The sequence below is a fragment of the Microbacterium sp. ZXT2-5 genome, from assembly GCF_055329545.1.
In genome coordinates this window covers 2,757,611-2,775,706 of sequence record NZ_JBUZWD010000001.1, presented here as the reverse complement: position 1 = coordinate 2,775,706, position 18,096 = coordinate 2,757,611, and the positions used below count along the sequence as shown (strand labels likewise).

18 protein-coding genes, 1 tRNA gene and 1 pseudogene are annotated in these 18,096 nt (G+C 71.3%); 13 read left to right on the top strand and 7 right to left on the bottom strand.

Annotated features, from left to right (window positions below):
• Positions 1 to 52: 52 nt before the first annotated feature.
• From ACZBH1_RS12400 to ACZBH1_RS12370, 7 genes are all read left to right on the top strand, one after another.
• Positions 53 to 679, top strand: a complete 627-nt coding sequence (locus ACZBH1_RS12400; RefSeq protein WP_463646528.1) for a DUF4956 domain-containing protein — start codon at positions 53 to 55, stop codon at positions 677 to 679.
• The gene (locus ACZBH1_RS12395) at positions 676 to 1,524 is read left to right on the top strand and encodes a polyphosphate polymerase domain-containing protein (protein ID WP_463646527.1); all 849 of its coding nucleotides are present in this window, start codon (positions 676 to 678) and stop codon (positions 1,522 to 1,524) included. Before ACZBH1_RS12400 ends, ACZBH1_RS12395 begins: the two co-directional genes overlap by 4 nt.
• The gene (locus ACZBH1_RS12390; protein ID WP_463646526.1) at positions 1,506 to 3,242 is read left to right on the top strand and encodes a carbohydrate-binding domain-containing protein; all 1,737 of its coding nucleotides are present in this window, start codon (positions 1,506 to 1,508) and stop codon (positions 3,240 to 3,242) included. The genes ACZBH1_RS12395 and ACZBH1_RS12390 overlap by 19 nt, the downstream gene beginning before the upstream one ends.
• Positions 3,243 to 3,391: 149 nt before the next feature.
• Positions 3,392 to 3,673, top strand: coding sequence for a Fe-S cluster assembly protein HesB (locus ACZBH1_RS12385; RefSeq protein ID WP_336396588.1), 282 nt, complete (start codon positions 3,392 to 3,394; stop codon positions 3,671 to 3,673).
• Between the two features lie 137 nt (positions 3,674 to 3,810).
• Positions 3,811 to 4,377, top strand: coding sequence for a hypothetical protein (locus tag ACZBH1_RS12380; protein ID WP_463646525.1), 567 nt, complete (start codon positions 3,811 to 3,813; stop codon positions 4,375 to 4,377).
• A gap of 22 nt (positions 4,378 to 4,399) precedes the next feature.
• Positions 4,400 to 4,471 (top strand) — tRNA-Arg (locus tag ACZBH1_RS12375).
• Positions 4,472 to 4,881: 410 nt separating this feature from the next.
• Complete coding sequence (locus ACZBH1_RS12370) at positions 4,882 to 5,235, top strand: DUF7882 family protein (RefSeq protein WP_463646524.1); 354 nt, start codon at positions 4,882 to 4,884, stop codon at positions 5,233 to 5,235.
• Positions 5,236 to 5,246: 11 nt separating this feature from the next.
• Here the strand turns inward: ACZBH1_RS12370 and ACZBH1_RS12365 are convergent, their stop codons facing one another.
• Positions 5,247 to 6,194, bottom strand: coding sequence for a diacylglycerol/lipid kinase family protein (locus ACZBH1_RS12365; RefSeq protein WP_463646523.1), 948 nt, complete (start codon positions 6,192 to 6,194; stop codon positions 5,247 to 5,249).
• 438 nt (positions 6,195 to 6,632) lie between these two features.
• On the opposite strand from ACZBH1_RS12365, the gene ACZBH1_RS12360 reads away from it, so the two are divergent.
• Together ACZBH1_RS12360 and ACZBH1_RS12355 are read left to right on the top strand one after the other, a co-directional pair.
• On the top strand, positions 6,633 to 6,896 hold the full coding sequence (locus ACZBH1_RS12360; protein WP_463646522.1) for a hypothetical protein: 264 nt from the start codon (positions 6,633 to 6,635) through the stop codon (positions 6,894 to 6,896).
• 106 nt (positions 6,897 to 7,002) lie between these two features.
• A complete protein-coding gene (locus ACZBH1_RS12355; RefSeq protein ID WP_463646521.1) occupies positions 7,003 to 9,675 on the top strand; it encodes an AMP-binding protein in 2,673 nt (890 codons plus the stop codon).
• On the opposite strand, the gene ACZBH1_RS12350 is transcribed toward ACZBH1_RS12355, so the two are convergent.
• The 4 genes from ACZBH1_RS12350 to ACZBH1_RS12335 form a co-directional block, all read right to left on the bottom strand.
• Positions 9,635 to 10,765 carry an ABC transporter ATP-binding protein gene (locus ACZBH1_RS12350; protein ID WP_463646520.1) on the bottom strand — a complete coding sequence of 377 codons (1,131 nt, stop codon included), beginning with the start codon at positions 10,763 to 10,765 and terminating at the stop codon, positions 9,635 to 9,637. The genes ACZBH1_RS12355 and ACZBH1_RS12350 overlap by 41 nt on opposite strands.
• Positions 10,762 to 12,252: an ABC transporter permease gene (locus ACZBH1_RS12345; protein WP_463646519.1), complete on the bottom strand. Its 1,491-nt coding sequence runs from the start codon at positions 12,250 to 12,252 to the stop codon at positions 10,762 to 10,764. The genes ACZBH1_RS12350 and ACZBH1_RS12345 overlap by 4 nt, the downstream gene beginning before the upstream one ends.
• A 62-nt stretch (positions 12,253 to 12,314) precedes the next feature.
• Complete coding sequence (locus ACZBH1_RS12340) at positions 12,315 to 13,367, bottom strand: iron ABC transporter substrate-binding protein (protein WP_463646518.1); 1,053 nt, start codon at positions 13,365 to 13,367, stop codon at positions 12,315 to 12,317.
• Positions 13,368 to 13,466: 99 nt separating this feature from the next.
• Complete coding sequence (locus ACZBH1_RS12335) at positions 13,467 to 13,664, bottom strand: hypothetical protein (RefSeq protein ID WP_336396616.1); 198 nt, start codon at positions 13,662 to 13,664, stop codon at positions 13,467 to 13,469.
• 66 nt (positions 13,665 to 13,730) lie between these two features.
• On the opposite strand from ACZBH1_RS12335, the gene ACZBH1_RS12330 reads away from it, so the two are divergent.
• The 3 genes from ACZBH1_RS12330 to ACZBH1_RS12320 are packed head-to-tail and all read left to right on the top strand — an operon-like array spanning position 13,731 to position 15,511.
• Entirely contained in the window at positions 13,731 to 14,066 is a 336-nt protein-coding gene (locus ACZBH1_RS12330; RefSeq protein WP_463646517.1) for a DUF2188 domain-containing protein, read from the top strand.
• Between the two features lie 12 nt (positions 14,067 to 14,078).
• The gene (locus tag ACZBH1_RS12325; RefSeq protein ID WP_463646516.1) at positions 14,079 to 14,780 is read left to right on the top strand and encodes an ANTAR domain-containing protein; all 702 of its coding nucleotides are present in this window, start codon (positions 14,079 to 14,081) and stop codon (positions 14,778 to 14,780) included.
• Entirely contained in the window at positions 14,777 to 15,511 is a 735-nt protein-coding gene (locus ACZBH1_RS12320) for a GAF and ANTAR domain-containing protein (RefSeq protein WP_463646515.1), read from the top strand. The genes ACZBH1_RS12325 and ACZBH1_RS12320 overlap by 4 nt, the downstream gene beginning before the upstream one ends.
• A gap of 139 nt (positions 15,512 to 15,650) precedes the next feature.
• On the opposite strand, the pseudogene ACZBH1_RS12315 reads toward ACZBH1_RS12320, so the two are convergent.
• A pseudogene (locus ACZBH1_RS12315) lies at positions 15,651 to 15,944 on the bottom strand (DUF7882 family protein); the annotation flags it as partial.
• A gap of 110 nt (positions 15,945 to 16,054) precedes the next feature.
• On the opposite strand from ACZBH1_RS12315, the gene ACZBH1_RS12310 reads away from it, so the two are divergent.
• Positions 16,055 to 16,852: a hypothetical protein gene (locus ACZBH1_RS12310; protein WP_463646514.1), complete on the top strand. Its 798-nt coding sequence runs from the start codon at positions 16,055 to 16,057 to the stop codon at positions 16,850 to 16,852.
• 94 nt (positions 16,853 to 16,946) lie between these two features.
• Here ACZBH1_RS12310 and adhP read toward each other — a convergent pair whose 3' ends face one another.
• The gene (gene adhP, locus ACZBH1_RS12305) at positions 16,947 to 17,981 is read right to left on the bottom strand and encodes an alcohol dehydrogenase AdhP (protein WP_463646513.1); all 1,035 of its coding nucleotides are present in this window, start codon (positions 17,979 to 17,981) and stop codon (positions 16,947 to 16,949) included.
• Positions 17,982 to 18,096 lie beyond the last annotated feature (115 nt).

Below are 18,096 nucleotides of genomic sequence, written 5' to 3'. Positions count from 1 at the left end.
TAGTCGCGCCGACTCGGATGGAGGCGAACGAACACCCCATCGGGAGGAACCCATGACCACCAGCGCGCTGATCCTGATCGGCATCGATCTCGCCGCCGCCCTCGTGCTAAGCCTCGGGCTCTACTACCGCCGGCACCGCCGTCGCGACCTCGTCGTCGCCTTCCTCGGCGTCAACGTCGGCGTGATGGCGGTGGCCGCGGTGCTCGGGACGGCCGAGGTCGCGCTGGGACTGGGACTGGGCCTGTTCGGCGTGCTGTCGATCATCCGGCTCCGCTCGTCCGAGATCTCGCAGCGCGAGGTGGCGTACTACTTCGCGGCGCTCGCGATCGGCCTCGTCACCGGCCTTCCGCAGACGGATCCGTGGCCGGTCGCCGCGCTCGTGGTGCTGATCCTCGGCGTCCTGTGGGCCGCCGATCACCCGGCGATGCTCTCGCGCAGCCGGCATCAGGTGGTGCGACTCGACCGGGCGCTGAGCGACGAAGCCGAACTGCGGGCGGAGCTCGGCGAGCGGCTCGGCGGGACGGTGACAGCCCTCACCGTCCAGGAGCTCGACCTCGTCAACGACACGACGCTCGTGGACGTGCGGTTCCGGATGCCGCGCGCCGCCGCCGGCGCTGACGACGACCTCAGCACGCGGCCGGCAGACGCCGCCCCGGTGCGGGAAGGAGCGGTGCGGTGACCGCCCTCGACCGCTTCGCACCGGTGCGGCTCGACGAGCTCGTGGCGGAGGCATCCCTCCTCACTCGCGTCGACCGCAAGTACGTGGTGCCCCGCGAAGACCTCGCCGCGGTGATCGCCGCCCTCGACCCGAGCACGCGGGTGCTCGAGATCGACGGCGCCCGCGACTTCGCGTATGAGTCGGTGTACTTCGACACTCCCGACCTGCTGAGCTTCCGCATGGCCGCGCAGCCGCGGCGACGCCGCTTCAAGCTGCGCACCCGCACGTACCTCGACGCGGGCACCGCCTACCTCGAGATCAAGACGCGCGGCGCCCGCGGCACGACGGTCAAGGACCGTGACGAGTACGACCTCCGCACGCGCGACCGGCTCACAGACGACGCGCGCGGCGACGTCGCGGATGCCTTCGACGCCATCGGTCTCGCGGCCGAGCGCGCACACGAGCTCGATGCGACCCTGGTGACGCGATACCGGCGCGCGACGCTGCTGGCCCCCGACGGCGCGGGGCGCGCCACGATCGACACCGCGCTGGAGTGGATCGAGCCCGACGCGGACGGCTTCGCCCTGCCCGAGACCGCGATCGTCGAGACGAAGTCCGGAGCGCGCCCGTCCGACGTCGACCGAGCCCTGTGGCGCGCCGGTCATCGCCCCGCCACTGTCAGCAAGTACGCGACCGGCCTCGCCGCGCTGCACCCCGGGCTCCCCCGCAATCGCTGGGCGCGCCTCCTTCACGGGCCCTTCGCTCCGGGCCGGCGAGCGGCTCCGCACCCTCACCCCTCCGCTGTCACCCCGATCCCCGACCCGACCGTCCCCAAGGAGGACACATCATGCTCCGTCGCCGCCTGATCCTGGCCGCCGCCCCTCTCACCCTCGCCGGCCTGGTGCTCGCCGGCTGCGCCACCCAGACCGCCGCGTCGTCCGGTGCCGTAAGCCTGAGCACCGACGACACGTCGACGCCCGAGGGGACGGCCGTCGTCGACTCCGATCTCAGCGCCGCCGCCGTGCTCGCCGCGAACGCCGATGCGACGGTCGTCCGGGACGACGAGTGGAGCGACGCGGATGCCGTCGACATCGCGCTCGACGGCGATTCGGCGTCGAGTGACTCCGACGCCGTGACCGTCGACGGCTCCACCGTCACGATCACCGGTGCCGGCGTGTTCCGGCTCTCCGGATCGCTCGACGGGCAGGTCGTCGTCGCGGCGCCGGAGGACGCGCAGGTCGTGCTGATCCTCGACGACGCCGAGATCTCGGCATCCGATTCGCCTGCCATCACCGTGATGACCGCCGACGACGTGGCCCTCCATCTGGCGGACGGGAGCCAGAACGCGGTGTCGGACGCGTCGTCGTACGCCGACGACGCCGGGGCGAACGCGGCGATCTACGCCGACGCCGACCTGACCGTCTCGGGCACCGGCTCATTGACCGTATCGGGCAACGGGAACGACGGCATCGCGAGCACCGACGACCTCGTCGTGCTCTCGAGCGAGATCACTGTCGAGGCAGTCGACGACGCGCTGCGCGGCAAGGACTCGCTGACCGTCGAGGGCGGGACCGTCGTGCTCGAGGCGGGCGGCGACGCGCTGAAGAGCGATCAGACGGACGACGCCACGCAGGGCTTCGTCGCCGTCACCGGGGGCGACGTGGTCGCCACGAGCGGCGACGATGCCATCGCCGCCGCCACGGATGCCGTCATCACCGGCGGGACGATCGCCCTGACGGCCGGGACGGCGGCGACCGGATCGGACGACTCGCCCAAGGGCGTGTCCGCCGGCGCGGTCGTCGCGATCGACGGCGGCGACGTGTCGGTCGAGGCGGTGGATGACGGCGTCCACTCCGACGGGTCGGTCGGGATCGGCGGCGGCACGCTGACCGTGACCTCCGGCGACGACGGGATCCACGCCGAGCAGCGACTCGAGGTCCGCGACGGCGCGGTCACCGTCGCCGAGTCGGTGGAGGGCCTGGAGGCGACCGACATCGCGATCTCCGGCGGCACCGTCGACGTCACCTCGAGCGACGACGGCATCAACGCGGCCGGGGCGACGGCGTCGACCGCCGCGCAGGGTGGCGGAATGGGCGGCGGCGAGCAGGACACCGGTGAGACGCTCACGATCTCGGGCGGCACCGTGCGCCTCGCCGCGACGGGCGACGGCCTCGACTCCAACGGCTCGATCGCGATCACGGGGGGCGCCACCGTCGTCAGCGGTCCGAGCTCGGCGGGCGGCCAGGGAGCGATCGACGCGAACGGCTCGGTCGCGGTGGACGGCGGGGAACTGTTCGTCGCGGGCTCTGTGCTCGTCACGCCCACCGGCGCACAGCAGTGGGTGGCCGCGACCGTCTCCGGTTCGGACGGCGACACGGTGGAGGTGACGGATGCCGCGGGCACTTCGATCGCCTCGTTCGAGGCCGATCAGAGCTTCGGCGCCGTCTTCTACAGCGGTCCGGGTCTCACGGACGGCGGCGCCTACATCGTCACCGTCAACGGCGTCTCGGCGACCACGGTCACCGAGGGAGTCGCCGTGTCGGGCGGCGCCGGCGGTGGTCCGGGAACCGGGCGGCGTCCGTGACGGCGTGGGCCGCCGGCGATGCCACGATCCCGCCGCCGGTCAACATGGGAGAACCCTCCGAATGCCCGGTGAACGGCGCGCTGAGGTTGCATCCGTAGGCCGTTCTCGGAATCGTGGCCCGTCCGGAACCGCAAACGGAAAGGAAGAGCATGCTTACTCTCACCCAGACCGCCGCCGACGCCGTCAAGGAGATCGTGGCCCGCGTGCCGCAGGCCGAAGACGGAGGCGTCCGGATCCGCGAAACCGGAGGTACGGGCGGGTTCGAACTGAGCGTCGCTCCCGACCCTCAGCCGCACGACACGATCGTCGTCACCGACGGCGCCCGCGTCTTCCTCGACGAGACCGCGGCGGTCGCCCTCGACGACCGCGTGCTCGACGCCGAGGTGAGCGATGAGGGCGCCGTGCGCTTCGCCCTGGCGACCCAGGGCTGACGTCGGACTTCGGGCCCCGGCATCCTTCGCGGATGCCGGGGCCTTCGCGTGTGTCGGGCCTTTCGGCGCGCGGGCACGCGCGGGAGGATGGCGGCGAGCGCGGGGTGCGCCGTCGGTCCTCGAGCGGAGGTGAGGGGATGCTGCTCGCTGAGCCTGCCACGACCGCGACGGTCGCCGAGCCCTTCGTGCCGATCGTCGTCGCTCTCGTCACCGCCACGGCGGCCGTCCTCGCGCCGCGGGTCGCGGCACGCGCCGACGACCTCAAGCGCGCGGAGCGCCTCACCGCACTGCTGGGTGACATGCCGCCGTCGCCGCAGCGCGACCTGCTGGCGGAACTGCGCGACGACTACGCCACCGTGTGGGCGCTGCGGCAGGCCGCGCCGACGGCATCACCGCTGCGCACCGCCAGTCGCATCGCGTACTACGCCGGCGTGCTGATCCTGATCATCGGCGCGGTCTCGCTGCTGCTCACGCCGGGGATGCAGTGGTGGTACTGGGCGTGGTACCTCGGCGCACTGGCACTGCTGCTCGTCGGCGTCCTGCTGCATCGACGAATGATCGCGCACCAGCGCGGATGGATGGTCGGCGAACTGCGACGGCGTGGCCTGCGCGCGCCGCTCGACGGGCGACTGGGCGGCGGCTCCGCCACGGCATCCGCGCCGGACCGGGCCGGGCAAAAGTCCCGACGGAGCCGCGAGCGTTGACCGCATAGACTGGATGCCGCCAGCCTCTGTAGCTCAATGGAAGAGCAGTTCCGTCCTAAGGAAACGGTTGGGGGTTCGAGTCCCTCCAGGGGCACCGTAGTTTTCCACTCCTGACCGACGAGATTCATCTCGAGACTCGAGTCACGTAGGGGTCATATGCCCACACTCTCGGCGGGTGGAGCAGGGCCGGGTCGGGCTTTCGCGGGGCTCGCCAGGGCAAACCACGAACAGGTTGGCCCACGTCTCGCCGCTAACCCGGAAGCAGCGGCGGGCTAGCAAGAGGTGGTCGCGCGGTCGATGCTCGCGCTTCCAGCGCGGGGCACCGCGCCCCGGAGATGGTGGCGACGCGCAAGCTCGTCCTCATAGGCGGCCGGCGGCGGCGCAACGGGACCGAGCGCTCGCCCTTGCGGGGCCTATGGACGCGACATACTCTGAAGTGAGTGCCCCAGACCCCGGTCAACTCCACCGACCCGACGGCGTGGGAACGCGGACTGGAAAACCACGATGGGCACCTTCACGTATGGCCAGCTGGGGCAAGGCTCCGTGATCGACGACCGCATGCTGCTGCATCTGCAGGTCGTCATCGTCACCAAGCTGCGCCGTGGCGAACGGTTTCTGTTCCGCTGCGACATGGATGAGCACATCCGCTTCGCGGAAAGCTTCTGGATGTCACCGGACATTCCCCTCAGGTTCGCGTTCGACCGACCCACCGCCGCGACGATCAACCCGGCCTGGCTGGCGATCCTGGCTTTCGCCGCCGCCACCACCGCCGGCCTGTGGCTCATTCCCGAACCTGTCGACCTGTCGCTCGACCGCGCCGCGCACCGTGAACCAGAGTTGGCCCGCGTCGGCACCTGATACGTTCCCCGTCAGTCGCTGGATTCGGCGGGCACTCGCACAGTGAGCTGTCGCGGCTCCACCCAGGTGCGGATGGCCACCGCGCGGCCGAACTCGTCGCCGTCGAGCTCGATCAGCTCGGGGCGACTCACGATGAGGGTGAACAGGGCTCCCCTGATGTAGTTGAGGGCGTCCACCTCCTTGGTGCGGAACTTCCGGCCCAAGCGGGTGCGGCTGAGCACGCCGTTCTCCCAGATGATCTTCGTCACGATCTGCGCCCAGCTGATGAATCCTTCGGGCCGGAGCAGGACGATGTCCAGCAAACCGTCGTCGACGGCAGCATCAGGCAGGAGCAGCACATTCGCTTGCAGCGACCCGCAGTTGCCGATGATGATCGTGTGCGCGCGCAGCGACCGCACTCGGTGTCCGTCCAGGCGGTAGCGCACCCTGAGCTGGTTCTTGTCGCGCAACGCCGTCGCGATGGCCTTCACGTAGGCGAGCCAGCCGACCTTGGCCTTCAGCTCGTCATCGGTGTGAGCGAGCATCTTCGCGTCGAGTCCGAGCCCGGCCATGACCAGATACGCGTGGCGGTCGACAGTCCCGTCTTCGCGGCGGATCTCGATCATCCCGAGATCGATCTGCCGATCCTCCCCCGTGAACGCGGAGTGGATGGAGTGCTCGAGATCATCCAGCGTGAGCTTCAGATTCCGGGCGAGGAGGTTGCCGGTGCCGGAAGGCAGCAGAGCCAGCGAGACAGGCCGCCCGCGCACGGCTTCGGCCACGGCCCGCACCGTGCCATCACCGCCCGCGACGATGATCATCGTCACGCCCCGGGCAAGCGCCTCCTCGGTCATGCCCTGCCCCGGGTCTTCAGCACTGGTCTCGAACCACAGCGTCTCACCCCAGCCCGCAGCCGTCTGCTCGGCCGCGACCGCGGCCCTGATCGCCGGCAGGTCGACCTTGATCGGGTTGTAGATCACTGCAGCCAGTCGCGTGGATCGAGCGGAATCCCCGCTTGGGCGGTCCCTATCCGCTACATCAGTCATGGCGTCATCCATCGGTTGCTGCGTTCCTCTATTTCGTCGCGATCGTCGGCGTTGCCGAACGAGCCGGGCACGCGTGCACCCGTGCTACGAGCGAATCAGACTGTCTCGATATGCGCGCCCCCCTTGCTTTTCGCGCCCACCGTCGCGACCGAGCGGGCTCGCGCACCGAGAGTCGAAAGCCCTGCCGGCTCTGAAGGCGCGTCGTCGGCGGCGCGTCAGCGGCAGGCGGGCAGTGCCCCCGGACGGCGTCGCAGGAATGGGCGGAAGCAGGCGGCCCGTCATCACCGGGCACTGAGCACGGACATCGGCCGTGCGCAACCCCCGAGGTGGTGCCGGATCAGCCGACGTACCGTGCGGGGGAAGGGAGATTTCGTGCACGCAATCGATCTGATCATCGGCGACTACGTCCATCGCCTCCCGATGGACGTCGACGAGGAAGCTGTGCTGGCGCAGCTGATGGCGGGGATCCTCGCGGGCGGAGGTGTCGTCGACCTGCCGACGGCGTCGACGAGCGCGTCCGTGTCGGTCCTCATCAGTCCCGGCGTTCCCGTGTTCGTCGAGCGCACGGAGATTCCGAACGCACCCGGCGAGGAGCAGGCACTCCCCGGTGACCACTCCGAATGGCCGTTCCGCTGAGCTCCTCGCGAGCGGCTGACGCGGACGAGCAGGTTAGGATAGCCATACCTGCCCTGCCCGTCGCGTGCTCCCGCCAGCCGCACCCTCGGAGGAATCCCCCGCCTCGATGACTGCGACCGCCACCGCGCCCGGCCTCTCGCTCCTGGGAGGCAGCCCGGACCACCCGGCACTGATCGCCGACGGCGTTCGCGTGGATTACGACGAGTTGCGCGAGCGTGTGGCACGTCGTCGCGACGAGATGGGCGGCATCCGCCGACTCGTCATGATCGCGGCGAGCAATGCGGTCGAGCCGATCGTGACGTACCTCGCAGCCCTGGAGGGCGGACACCCGGTGCTGCTGGTGGACGGGTCCGACGAGGAGGGCGCGCGAGCGCACCGCGCCGCACTCATCGCCCGGTTCGACCCCGACGTCGTCGCCACGGACGGCCCGTCGGGCTGGGTGCTCGAGGAGCGTCGCGTCGGCAGCCGGCACGATTTCCACCCGGATCTCGCGGTGCTGTCGAGCACGTCGGGGTCGACCGGATCTCCCAAGCTGGTGCGGCTGTCGGCCGAGAACGTGCGCAGCAACGCGGCGGCCATCGCCGAGTACCTGCGGCTGAGCCCCGCGGACCGTGCGGCGACCACGCTTCCGCTGCAGTACTGCTACGGACTCTCGGTGGTCAACAGTCACCTGCTCGCGGGCGCCAGTGTGGTCCTCACCGGCAGGTCGGTCGCCGATGAGGAGTTCTGGATGCAGGCCCGCCGCGACGGGGTGACGTCGTTCGCCGGAGTGCCGTACACCTTCGACCTCCTCGATGCGGCGGGCTTCGCCGCGCGCGAGCTGCCCTCGCTCCGCTACGTCACCCAGGCGGGCGGGCGCATGGCGCCCGAATCGGTGCGGCGGATCGCGCAGCTCGGCCGAGAGCGCGGCTTCGAGCTGTTCGTGATGTACGGGCAGACGGAGGCGACGGCGCGCATGGCATACCTCCCGCCGGAACTGGCCGCGACCCACGCGGGCTCGATCGGCCGGCCGATCCCCGGCGGGTCCTTCCGCATCGACGCCGTCGACGCAAGCGGAACCGGCGAGCTGGTCTACCAGGGCCCGAACGTCATGATGGGGTACGCGCACACTCCCGAGGATTTCGCGCTCGGTCCCAGCCTGACCGAGCTGCGCACGGGCGACGTGGGACGACGACGCGACGACGGCCTGTACGAGATCGTCGGCCGGATCAACCGCTTCGTGAAGGTCTTCGGCCTGCGCCTCGACCTCGACCGCATCGAGCAGCTGCTGGCCGAGGAGGGCATCGAGGCGCGCGCGACGAGCGCCGACGAGCGCCTGCTGCTCTTCGCGACGTCGGAACGCGCGGCCGAGCGGGCCCGCGCTCGCGCCGCCGCGCTGACCGGCCTGCCGGCGCGCGTCATCTCGGCATACGCCGTCGCCGAGTTCCCTCGCACGTCCAACGGGAAGCGCGACTATGCCGCTCTCGCGCGGTACGCCGAGCTGCGCGACCGTGCGATCCGCGCGAGCGAGGCGACCGCGCCACCGGGCGACGCGGTGACGGCCGAACGCGTGCGCGATCTCTACGCGGCACTGCTGGGAGAGCCGGATGCCGGGCTCGACGACTCGTTCGCGGGGCTCGGCGGCGACTCGCTCAGCTACGTCGAGATCTCACTGCGACTCGAGGAGATGCTCGGATCGCTGCCGCGGGAGTGGCCGGCCCTCACGCCGCGGGAGCTGGCAGCGCAGCACCGGCCACCGGCACCGCCTGCCCCGTCGGCAGACGGCAAAGCCGCACCGACGACCGGGAGCGAGCTGCCGGCAGCGACCGCTCCCCCGGCGCGCCACGCCTCTCCACCGCGCCGCAGAGTCTGGACGCGGCTGGAGACGCCGGTGCTGCTGCGCGCGGCCGCGATCTTCCTCATCGTCGCCACGCATGCCGACCTCCTCACCCTGCAGGGCGGCGCGCACCTGCTGCTGGCCGTCGCCGGGTACAACCTGGCGAGGTTCCAGCTGGCGCCCGTCGCCGGCATGACGCGGCTGCGGCGCCTGGGACGCAGCGCGTCCCAGCTGGTGGTGCCGGCCGTGCTCTGGATCGGAGCGGTCGCGCTCGTCACCGGGCAGTACGCGCCGACGACGGTCGCACTGGTCAACAACTTCGTCCCCGGCGATGGCCGGTGGAGCGAACAGTGGCAGTTCTGGTTCCTCGAGGCGATGCTCTGGGCCATCGCCGGTGCGGCTCTGCTGTTCGCGGTGCGCCCGCTCGATCGGCTGGAGCGGCGCGCGCCCTTCACCTTCGCGCTGGTGGTCCTCAGCGCCGCGCTCGCCGCGCGGTTCGCACTCACCGGCCTCACCGCCGAGCACGTCGAGCGCTACACCGCCCCCGTCGTGCTCTGGCTGGTCGCGCTCGGCTGGCTGGTCGCGCGGGCCGACACCACGGCACGGCGGCTGGCGGTGTCGGCGCTCGCCGTGGCATCCGCGTATGGCTTCTTCGGCGACCCCGGGCGCGAGGCGATCGTCCTCGGCGGCATCCTGGCGCTCCTGTGGATTCGAGCGGTCCCGGTCCCCCGCGTCGCCGTTCCGGTGCTCGTCACGGTCGCCGCCGCGTCGCTGTTCGTGTATCTCACGCACTGGCAGGTCTACCCGCCGTTCGAGCAGAGCGCGCCGTGGCTCGGGACGCTGCTCTCGTTCCTGGTCGGCGTGCTCGCCTACCGGGCCTATGTCACCGTCAGCGGTGCCACGCCGGCCGTGATGAAGAGGCTCAAAGCGGGGCGGAAGCGGTCCCGGGCCCTCCAGCCGTGACGATGCTCCCCGTCGTGGCGGCGGCCGCGGAGTAGAGCACGACACCGCCTTCGACGACCACCCGCACCGCCGTGCCGGGAGCGAACGCCGCGGCACGGTGCTGGGGAACCCGGTACACCAGCTCGGTCGCGAGCTCCCCCGCCCCGACGCGCAGGCGCAGGTCGGCGGTCGACCCCGCGGGACGCACGGCCGTCACGACCGCGTTGGCCACCGCGGCGAGTGCGGCGGCGGCGCCGTGCGTGGCCGCGGCGACCCGCAGCTGCGCCGGCCGGACCATCGCGCGCACGTGCTCCGCTCCGCCGGAGAGATCGTGCCGGACGGCGAGGCGGCCGAATCCGCACTCGACGCCGTCGGCGTCGACGTGGGCGGGGATGACGAGGGCGTCGCCGAGGAAGAGCGCCACCGAGGCGTCGACAGGCGCGTCGTACACGGCCATCGGGTCGCCCGACTGCACCAGCCGGCCGCCGACGAGCACGCCGACCTGGTGGCCGAACGAGAGTGCCTCTTCCTGGTCGTGCGTGACCAGAACGGCGGTGACGCCGCTGCGCTCCAGCACCTCGATCACGGCGTCCCGGGTGGACGAGCGCAGTCCGGTGTCGAGGGCGCTGAACGGCTCGTCGAGGAGGATCATTCGGGGCTCCTGGGCGAGCGCCCGGACCAGGGCGACTCGCTGCTGCTGCCCGCCGGACAGTTCGTGCGGCATGCGATCGGCGTAGGCCGGGGGCAGCGCTGCGAGCTCGAGCAGCTCCCGCACTCTCTGGACGCGACCGGGGCCGCGGGGCAGGCCGAAGGCGATGTTGCGCCCCACCGACAGATGCGGGAACAGCGCGCCGTCCTGCGCCACGTAGCCGATGCCGCGGCGGTGGGTGGGGACGCTTCGGCCGGGTCGCGACAGCTCGTCGCCACCCAGGCTGATGACACCGGCGTCGGGATCCACGAAACCGGCGACGAGACGCAGCAGCGTCGTCTTCCCGCTGCCCGAGGCGCCGACCAGTGCAAGGCGCGTGCCGCGCGGCACCTCGAGCGAGACGTCGCGCAGCACCTCGGTGTCGCCGAAGGCCTTCGACACGCCGTCCAGTCGCAGGGTCATCGAACGGTCCTCCCCGTCGCGTGGGTGAACATCAGCGCGACCGCCGGTACCGACAGCAGCACGAGCAGCACCGCGTGCGGCGCCGCGGCGGGATAGTCGAGAGCGGATGCCGCAGACCAGAAGCTCGTCGCCACGGTGCTGGTGCCCGTGGGAGCGAGCAGGAGCGTGGCGGTGAGCTCGTTCGCCGCGCCCAGCGCCACGAGGGCGGCTCCCGCTCCGATCGCCGGGAGCAGGAGAGGCACGGTGACGCGCATGCGGGCGGCCGCCGGGCTCACCGCCAACGCGCGCGCGGCCTCCTCGAGCGACTCCGGGACCTGCGAGAGGCCGGCTCGAAGCGGCACCAATGCGCGCGGGAGGAAGATGACGACGTACGCCGCCACGACGGTGAACGGGGTCTGGTACAGCGCCGGTGCGAACGCGAGCGTGGCGGCGACGAGCGCCAGCGCGACGATGATGGCGGGCAGGCTGCTGGCGAGATACGCCGCCCCCTCGAGCACGCGCGAGACCCGTCCCGGATAGCGCACCGCGAGCCACGCGAACGGCAGCGCGACGGCGATCGTGCACACCGCCCCGGCCAGTGCGAGAGCCAGCGTCTGCAGCGCGGCGACCCCGACCTCTGCGAACGCAGCCGGATCGGCCCTCATCAGCCACCGCCCGACGCTGCTGAGCGGCACCACGAGCGCACCCGTCAGCACCACCGCGACGGCGACCAGCGATGGTGCGGTGAAGCGGCCCAGCCGCAGCGTGGCGGCGGGGTGGGGCGAGCCGCTCCCCAGGCGGGCATACCGGGCGCGGCCGCGCGCGGCCGACTCCGCGACGAGCAGCAGCAGGCACAGCAGCGCCAGCACCAGGCCGAGCGCGGCGGCGTTCGGACCGGCGAACGTGCTTTGGTAGGCGACCACGATCGCCGTGGTGAACGTGTCGAAGCGCAGGAACGCGAACGCTCCGTACTCGGCGAGGAGGTGCAGCGCGACCACCAGCGCCCCGCCCAGCACCGCCAGACGCAGCTGAGGCGCGACGACGCGGAAGAACACCGCCCACGACCCCATGCCGAGCGTGCGGGCCGACTCCTCCAGCGCCGGATCCAGGCCGCGGATGGCGGCGAGCGCCGGCAGGTACACCAGCGGGAAGTACGCGAGCGTCGCCACCAGCACGGCGGCCCACAGCCCGTTGAGGGAGGGGATCGCGCTCGCCCAGCCGTAGCTGGCGACGAATGCCGGGATGGCCAGCGGCGCGGCGAGCGCGACCTTGATGACGGCGCGTCCGGGGAGCGTCGTACGCTCCACCAGCCACGCCCCGCCCACCCCGAGGAAGATCGTGGCCGGCACGCCGATGAGCACCAGCAGCACGGTGTTCACCAGCAGCTCGCCGACCTTGGGCCGCAGCACGAGCGCCGACAGCTGGTCCCAACCCATCGCCACGGCGGCCTGGACGACGTACACGATGGGCACCAGCGCGCCGAGCGCGAGCACCGCGACGACAGCCACGAGCGCGGCGGGCGGGCGCCTCTCGGCCGCTCCACCCGCCGTCGCGCGCGTGTGCAGCTGGGTCAGAGGAGTCCGGCTTCCGTCATGAGCTCGATGACGGCGGGACCGTTGAGCGTGGAGGGGTCGATGACGGGAGCGTCGAGCTCGGCGAGCGCGGGCAGCTCGGTCTTGGCGGGGACGTCCGACGCTACGGGGTACTCGAAGCTGTAGCCCTCGCCGAGGATGGCCTGGCCCTGCGCCCCGGCGAGGAACGCCAGGAACTGCTGGGCCTCGTCGGCGTGCGGCGCGTTCTCGAGCACGCCGCCGCCCGACACGCTGACGAACGCACCTGGATCCTGGTTGCCGAAGTAATGCAGCGCCGTGTTCGAGCTGTCTTCGGCGGCGGCATCCTGATCTCGGTACCAGTAGTAGTGGTAGATGATCCCGACCGGCACCTCGCCGGCGTTGACGGCCTTCATCGTGACGATGTTGTTGCGGTACTCCACGGCGTTCTCGGCCATGCCCTCGAGCCACTCCCGCGCGCCGTCCTCGCCCTGCGTGGCGAGCACCGCGGACACGATCGCCTGGAAGTCTGCCTTGGCGGGCGCGGCACCCCAGCGTCCCTTCCATTCCGGCTCGGCGAGATCGAGAAGCGACGCCGGAAGCTCATCCTCGGAGATGAGGTCGGGGTTGTAGACCAGGACCGTGGAGCGAGCGGCGATGCCGGTCCACAGGCCGGACGCGGGCCGGTACTGCTCCGGCACCAGGGCGAGCGTGCCGTCGTCGACCGGTGCGAAAAGGCCTGCCTCCTCGACGAGCGACATCGCGGGCGAGTTCTCGGTCAGGAACACATCGGCCTTCGACGCCGTGCCCTCCTGCACGAGCTGGTTCGCCAGCTCGCTGTCATCGCCGTTGCGCAGCACCACGTCGATGCCGGTCTCAGCGGTGAACGCCTCGGCCCATTCCTCGGTCAGCTGCTCGTGCTGCGCGTTGTAGACGACGAGGGCGTCGGCGTCAGCGGCGGTGTCCGCACCGCCCGCGCCGCCGGCGCAGCCGGCGAGTGCGAGGACGGCGAGGACCGCCGAACCGGCGAGGAGGCGGCCGGGGCGCGCGGACAAGCGCGGGCGTGAAGGCATGGGAGATCTCCTGGGGACGAGACAGGTAAGGCTAGCCTAATGCACGCCGCTTCCCGGTTACGACGACGTCGCCGCACCGGACATCACGATGCCGGCCTGTCAGAGCCGCCTCACGTAGACGGCGACGCCATCCTGGTCTTCGACGTCCAGGCGGAACTCCTCGCCGTGGAACCAGGCCTCGGTCGGGATCGAGCCGTCGGACTCTCGATCCCGAAGCTCGACGCCCACGGTGAGCCGGACCTGCCCGCCGACGCTCACTTCATCGAACTGAGCGGTGTACGGCTCGCCGGATTCCATTCTGTGAGGCTACGCCCGCGGGCGCTTGTCTGTGAGCCGCACATGTTCACGGCGTACGGTCAGGTCATGACGACAGCGGGCGGTCACGGCGAACTCGAAGAGCGGGACGATGCCGGCCTGCCGGGCGGGTCAGGTCCCGCGAGCTTTCCGCCCCGGCCACGGAGGACCGAGCCAGGCGGTCGCCGCCGCGGCGAGATCTGGGTGGTGGCGCGGAACGAGTCACGAGGCGGATGGGATGTCTGCAAAGGCCACGCACGGCGGCCGTCGGCGCATTACGACACCGAGGCGGAGGCCGTCGAGGCGGCGGCCGCGATCGTCCTCCGCCGCGAACGCGGTGAGGTCCTGATCCAAGGCCCGGACGGCACGCTCGTGCCGCACCCATCCGGTGCGGGGGGCGACTAACCTCTCAGTTGTATGGGCGACAGCGTGGGCGACGTCATGCAGGCTCTCGATCGTGGATCGTTCCGGCCTGCCGACTACAGCGCGCCCTTCGTCCGCCTCTTCCCCGTGAGCGGCGCGTCGGTGTCCACACTGGGCGACGTGCTGGGCAGCGAGACGCTGTCGGCGTCGGACGATCGCGCCGCCCGACTGGACGAATGGCAGATGGACCTCGGTGAGGGGCCGTGCTGGGACGCGCTGCGCTCGATGGCACCCGTCGAGGAGCCGAGCTTCGCGACCGCGGGCCGCACCCGCTGGCCCGCCTTCTCGGCTGCCAGCAGCGCGGAGTCCGTGGCGTCGATCTTCGCGTTCCCGCTCGCCGTCGGGCCGCTGCGTCTGGGCGCCGTCGACCTCTATTCGCTGATGCCGGTCGCGCTGACCACGCGGCACACCGGGGAGGCATCCGCCATCGCGGACGCCATCGGACGCGACATCCTCACCCGTGCGATCGGTGAACAGGGCGACCTCAGCTCCACGAGCCCCGCCTCTCGCCGAGTGGTCCACCAGGCGACCGGCATGGTGCTCGCACAGTTGCAGGTCGGTCCGGACGCCGCGCTTCTGGCCATCCAAGGTCACGCCTTCGCCTCCGACCGCGCGGTCGCCGAGATCGCCGAGGACATCGTTCAGAGGCGCCTGCGGTTCGTGAACCATGATGGCCGTATCGAGGTGGAGCAATGAGCGCCATCGTGCGAGAGGCCGAGCTGGTGCGAACGTTCGCGAAGCTCGCCGACACGCTCGTCGCCGAATACGACGTCGTCGACCTCCTGCAGGTGCTGGTCGACGCCTGCCGTGACATCCTCGGAGCGTCCGCGGCGGGAATCCTCCTCGCCGGCGACGACAATCGCCTCGAGCTCGTGGCGTCGACCAGCGAAGCGAGCCGGCTCGTCGAACTCATCCAGCTCGCCGCGCAGGCCGGTCCCTGCATCGAGGCGTTCGGCACGGGCGAAGTGGTGACGGTGCCCCGGATCTCGGAGTCGCCTCCGGAGTGGTCCGCCTTCCGCGAGAGCGCCGTCGAGCTGGGGTTCGGGGCGGTCACGGCGATTCCGATGAAGCTTCGCGAACACATCATCGGCACGCTCAATCTCCTCGTCACCGGAGACGGCCCCCTGGAGGAATCCGACCTGACCGCGGCCCGGGCCTTCGCCGACGTGGCGACGATCGGCATCCTCCAGGAGCGTTCCATCCGGCGGGGCGAGCAGCTGACGGCACAGCTGCAGCACGCGCTGCGGAGCAGGGTGATCATCGAACAGGCCAAGGGAGTGGTCGCCCACACTCACGGCGTCGCCATCGACGACGCGTTCGAGATCATCCGTGCGTATGCACGCAGCCACCAGCAGAGTCTCAGCGGCGTGGCGGCAAGGCTCGTGAGCCGCGAACTGGTGATCGACCCGAGACAGCTGTCGAGCTGAGCTACCCTCGGACGCTCTCCCCCGACACCTCCGCGCCCCCGACGGTCAGTCTGCTCACCTCGAGGCTCTCGACTTCGACGCTGCCGAGCGAGACGTCGCCGGGGACACCCTGCTCCTCAGGCACCGGACCGGCAGCCACGTTCTCGTCCACCAGCGTGACGCCACCCGAGCTGTTCGCGGACTGCGCGAGGTCCTCGATCCACCGGCGGCTCAGCTCGGGAGGCTCCGCGTGATCGAACACGAACCGCAGCGGAATGGACGGGTGCAGCCAGATGGTGCTGCGTCCGCCCGGTTGATCGTCCTGGTGACGCCACGTCAGCGTGAAGCTCTCGTTGCGACGCAGCTTCGTGGCGATGACGACTTTCAGGTGAGCCAGCGCGCGATCCTCGATGTGGATCGGCGTGGCGTCACCGCCGTAGAAGATCGTTCCCATGGCTCGAAGCATAAGCCGTCACGGCGGCCCCCGACGACGCGGAGCGGGCGGGTGATTGACGGCGCTCTGAGATGGGTGCATGCTCAGCCCAACTGGGGAACGGGGCGCTCATGTCTCTTGATTCTGCACTCGCCGTGGCGGCGGAACCGTCGCCGGGTCCGACGCCGGGCGATGCGGCCGCGGTCGACGTCGCACTGTCGAACTACTACCTGGCCGTCGGGCTGCTCGTCAGCGCCATCGTGGTCATCATCCTGGCCCTGGCCTTCGCCTGGCTCTATCATCGCGACGCGCTCCGGGTCATCGAGAAGCTCGCCACCACGGAGGGCGGCCCCCCGGTGGGGATCGACTCCGGCGCGGCGGTGGAGCGGGGCGTTCGCGTGGGGCCGGCGATCGTCGGCGGCAGCACCGGGCAGAAGGACACGGTTCTGATGTTCACCGTCGAGAACCTCCCCGACGACGCCACCGTCGCGTGGGACGTGGAGGGGGCGACGATCGAACGGATCGACGGCGGCCGCACGATCCTCGCGACGTTCGCGGCCGACGGCAGCCACAAGGTCGCCGCCACCGTGACGCAGGCCGATGGGAACCGGATCGAGCTCGAGGCGAAGGAGGTGGAGATCGGACCGAAGCCGGCGGCCGCGGCATCCGCTCCCCCCATCGTGATCCCGTTCGTGGTCAAGAACTGGGGGCGGCTGGTCATCGTCCTGTTCGGGGTCGGGGTGATCTCGGCGCTGATGGCGTCGCAGATCCTCGACGCCGCAGCGGGGATCGGCATCCTGGGAGCCCTGCTGGGCGCCGGCGCCGTCTCGGCGACGACCGGCGGGTCGTCCGAAGCGCCCGCCGCCCCGCGGTCCGGCTCGGCGCCGGGCGGCTCTGACGGCACCGCCGGCGGCGGCGGCCAGGCCTGATCGCCCCCCGCTCGGCGCCCGCTCCGCGGCGTCGGCGCGGTCCTGCGCGCGGCGGAGGGCGGATGCCGCGTGGCATCCGCCCTCCGCCCGGCCGTCAGCGCTGCATCACGTCCGCGGGGTGGTAGGTGAAGACGAGCCGCGCCGGAACCGTGCCCTCCAGCACCTCGTCGACCGCGCTGTTGACCTGGTCCAGGTCGCGCGTCTCGGTGATGACCCGGGTGCGACCGGCGGCGTGAAGGGTGAAGACCTCGGTGAGGTCCTGGCGGGTCCCCACGATCGAGCCGATCACGCTGATGCCCTTGAGCACCGTCTCGAAGATGGGGAGCGTGATCGTGCCGTCGGCAGGCAGCGACACCAGGACGAGCCGGCCGCCGCGGTTGAGCGCGTCGAACGACTGACGGAAGACCGCCGGAGCGACGGCGAGCACGACGGCGACGTCCGCTCCGCCGAGGTCGCGGATCGCCTCCACCGGATCGGTGGTCCGGGCGTTGACGGTGTGGTCCGCGCCGAGCTCGGTCGCGAGGGCGAGCTTCTCCTCGGTGACGTCGACCGCGATCACCTTCGCGCCCACCAGTCGCGCGTACTGGACCGCGAGGTGGCCGAGGCCGCCGACGCCGAACACGGCGACCGTCTCGCCGGGGATCACGTGCGCGTTCTTGATCGCGGCGTACGTCGTGACGCCGGCGCAGGTGAGCGGCGCAGCATCCAGCGGCGTGACGCCGTCGGGGACCACCACCGCATAGCGCGCGTCGGCGAGCATGTACTCCGCGTACGCTCCGTCGACCGCGTAGCCGTTGTTGTACTGGCTCTCGCAGAGGTTCTCGCGGCCGTCCACGCAGTAGCGGCATTCGCCGCACGCGTGCCCGAGCCACGGCATCGCGACGCGCTGTCCGACCTGACGCGTGGTGACGCCCTCGCCGAGCGCCTCGACGATCCCGACGCCCTCGTGACCGGGCACCAGGGGCAGGTTCGGCTTCACAGGCCAGTCTCCGCGCATCGCGTGGATGTCGGTGTGGCACAGTCCGCAGGCCTCGAGGCGGATCAGGATCTGTCCGGGCCCCGGCTGCGGGACGGGACGCTCCTCGACCTGGGCCGGCGTTCCGAGCTGTCGGACGACTGCACTTCGCATTGGTCTCTCCTCTGTGGGATCTGTACGGAACCAGCCTCGCGGCATGGCTGCCGCGCCGCTGGGACGTAAGTCCTCCGGCGACGCGCTGCGCCCGGCGGGACCATCGACCCGCGGG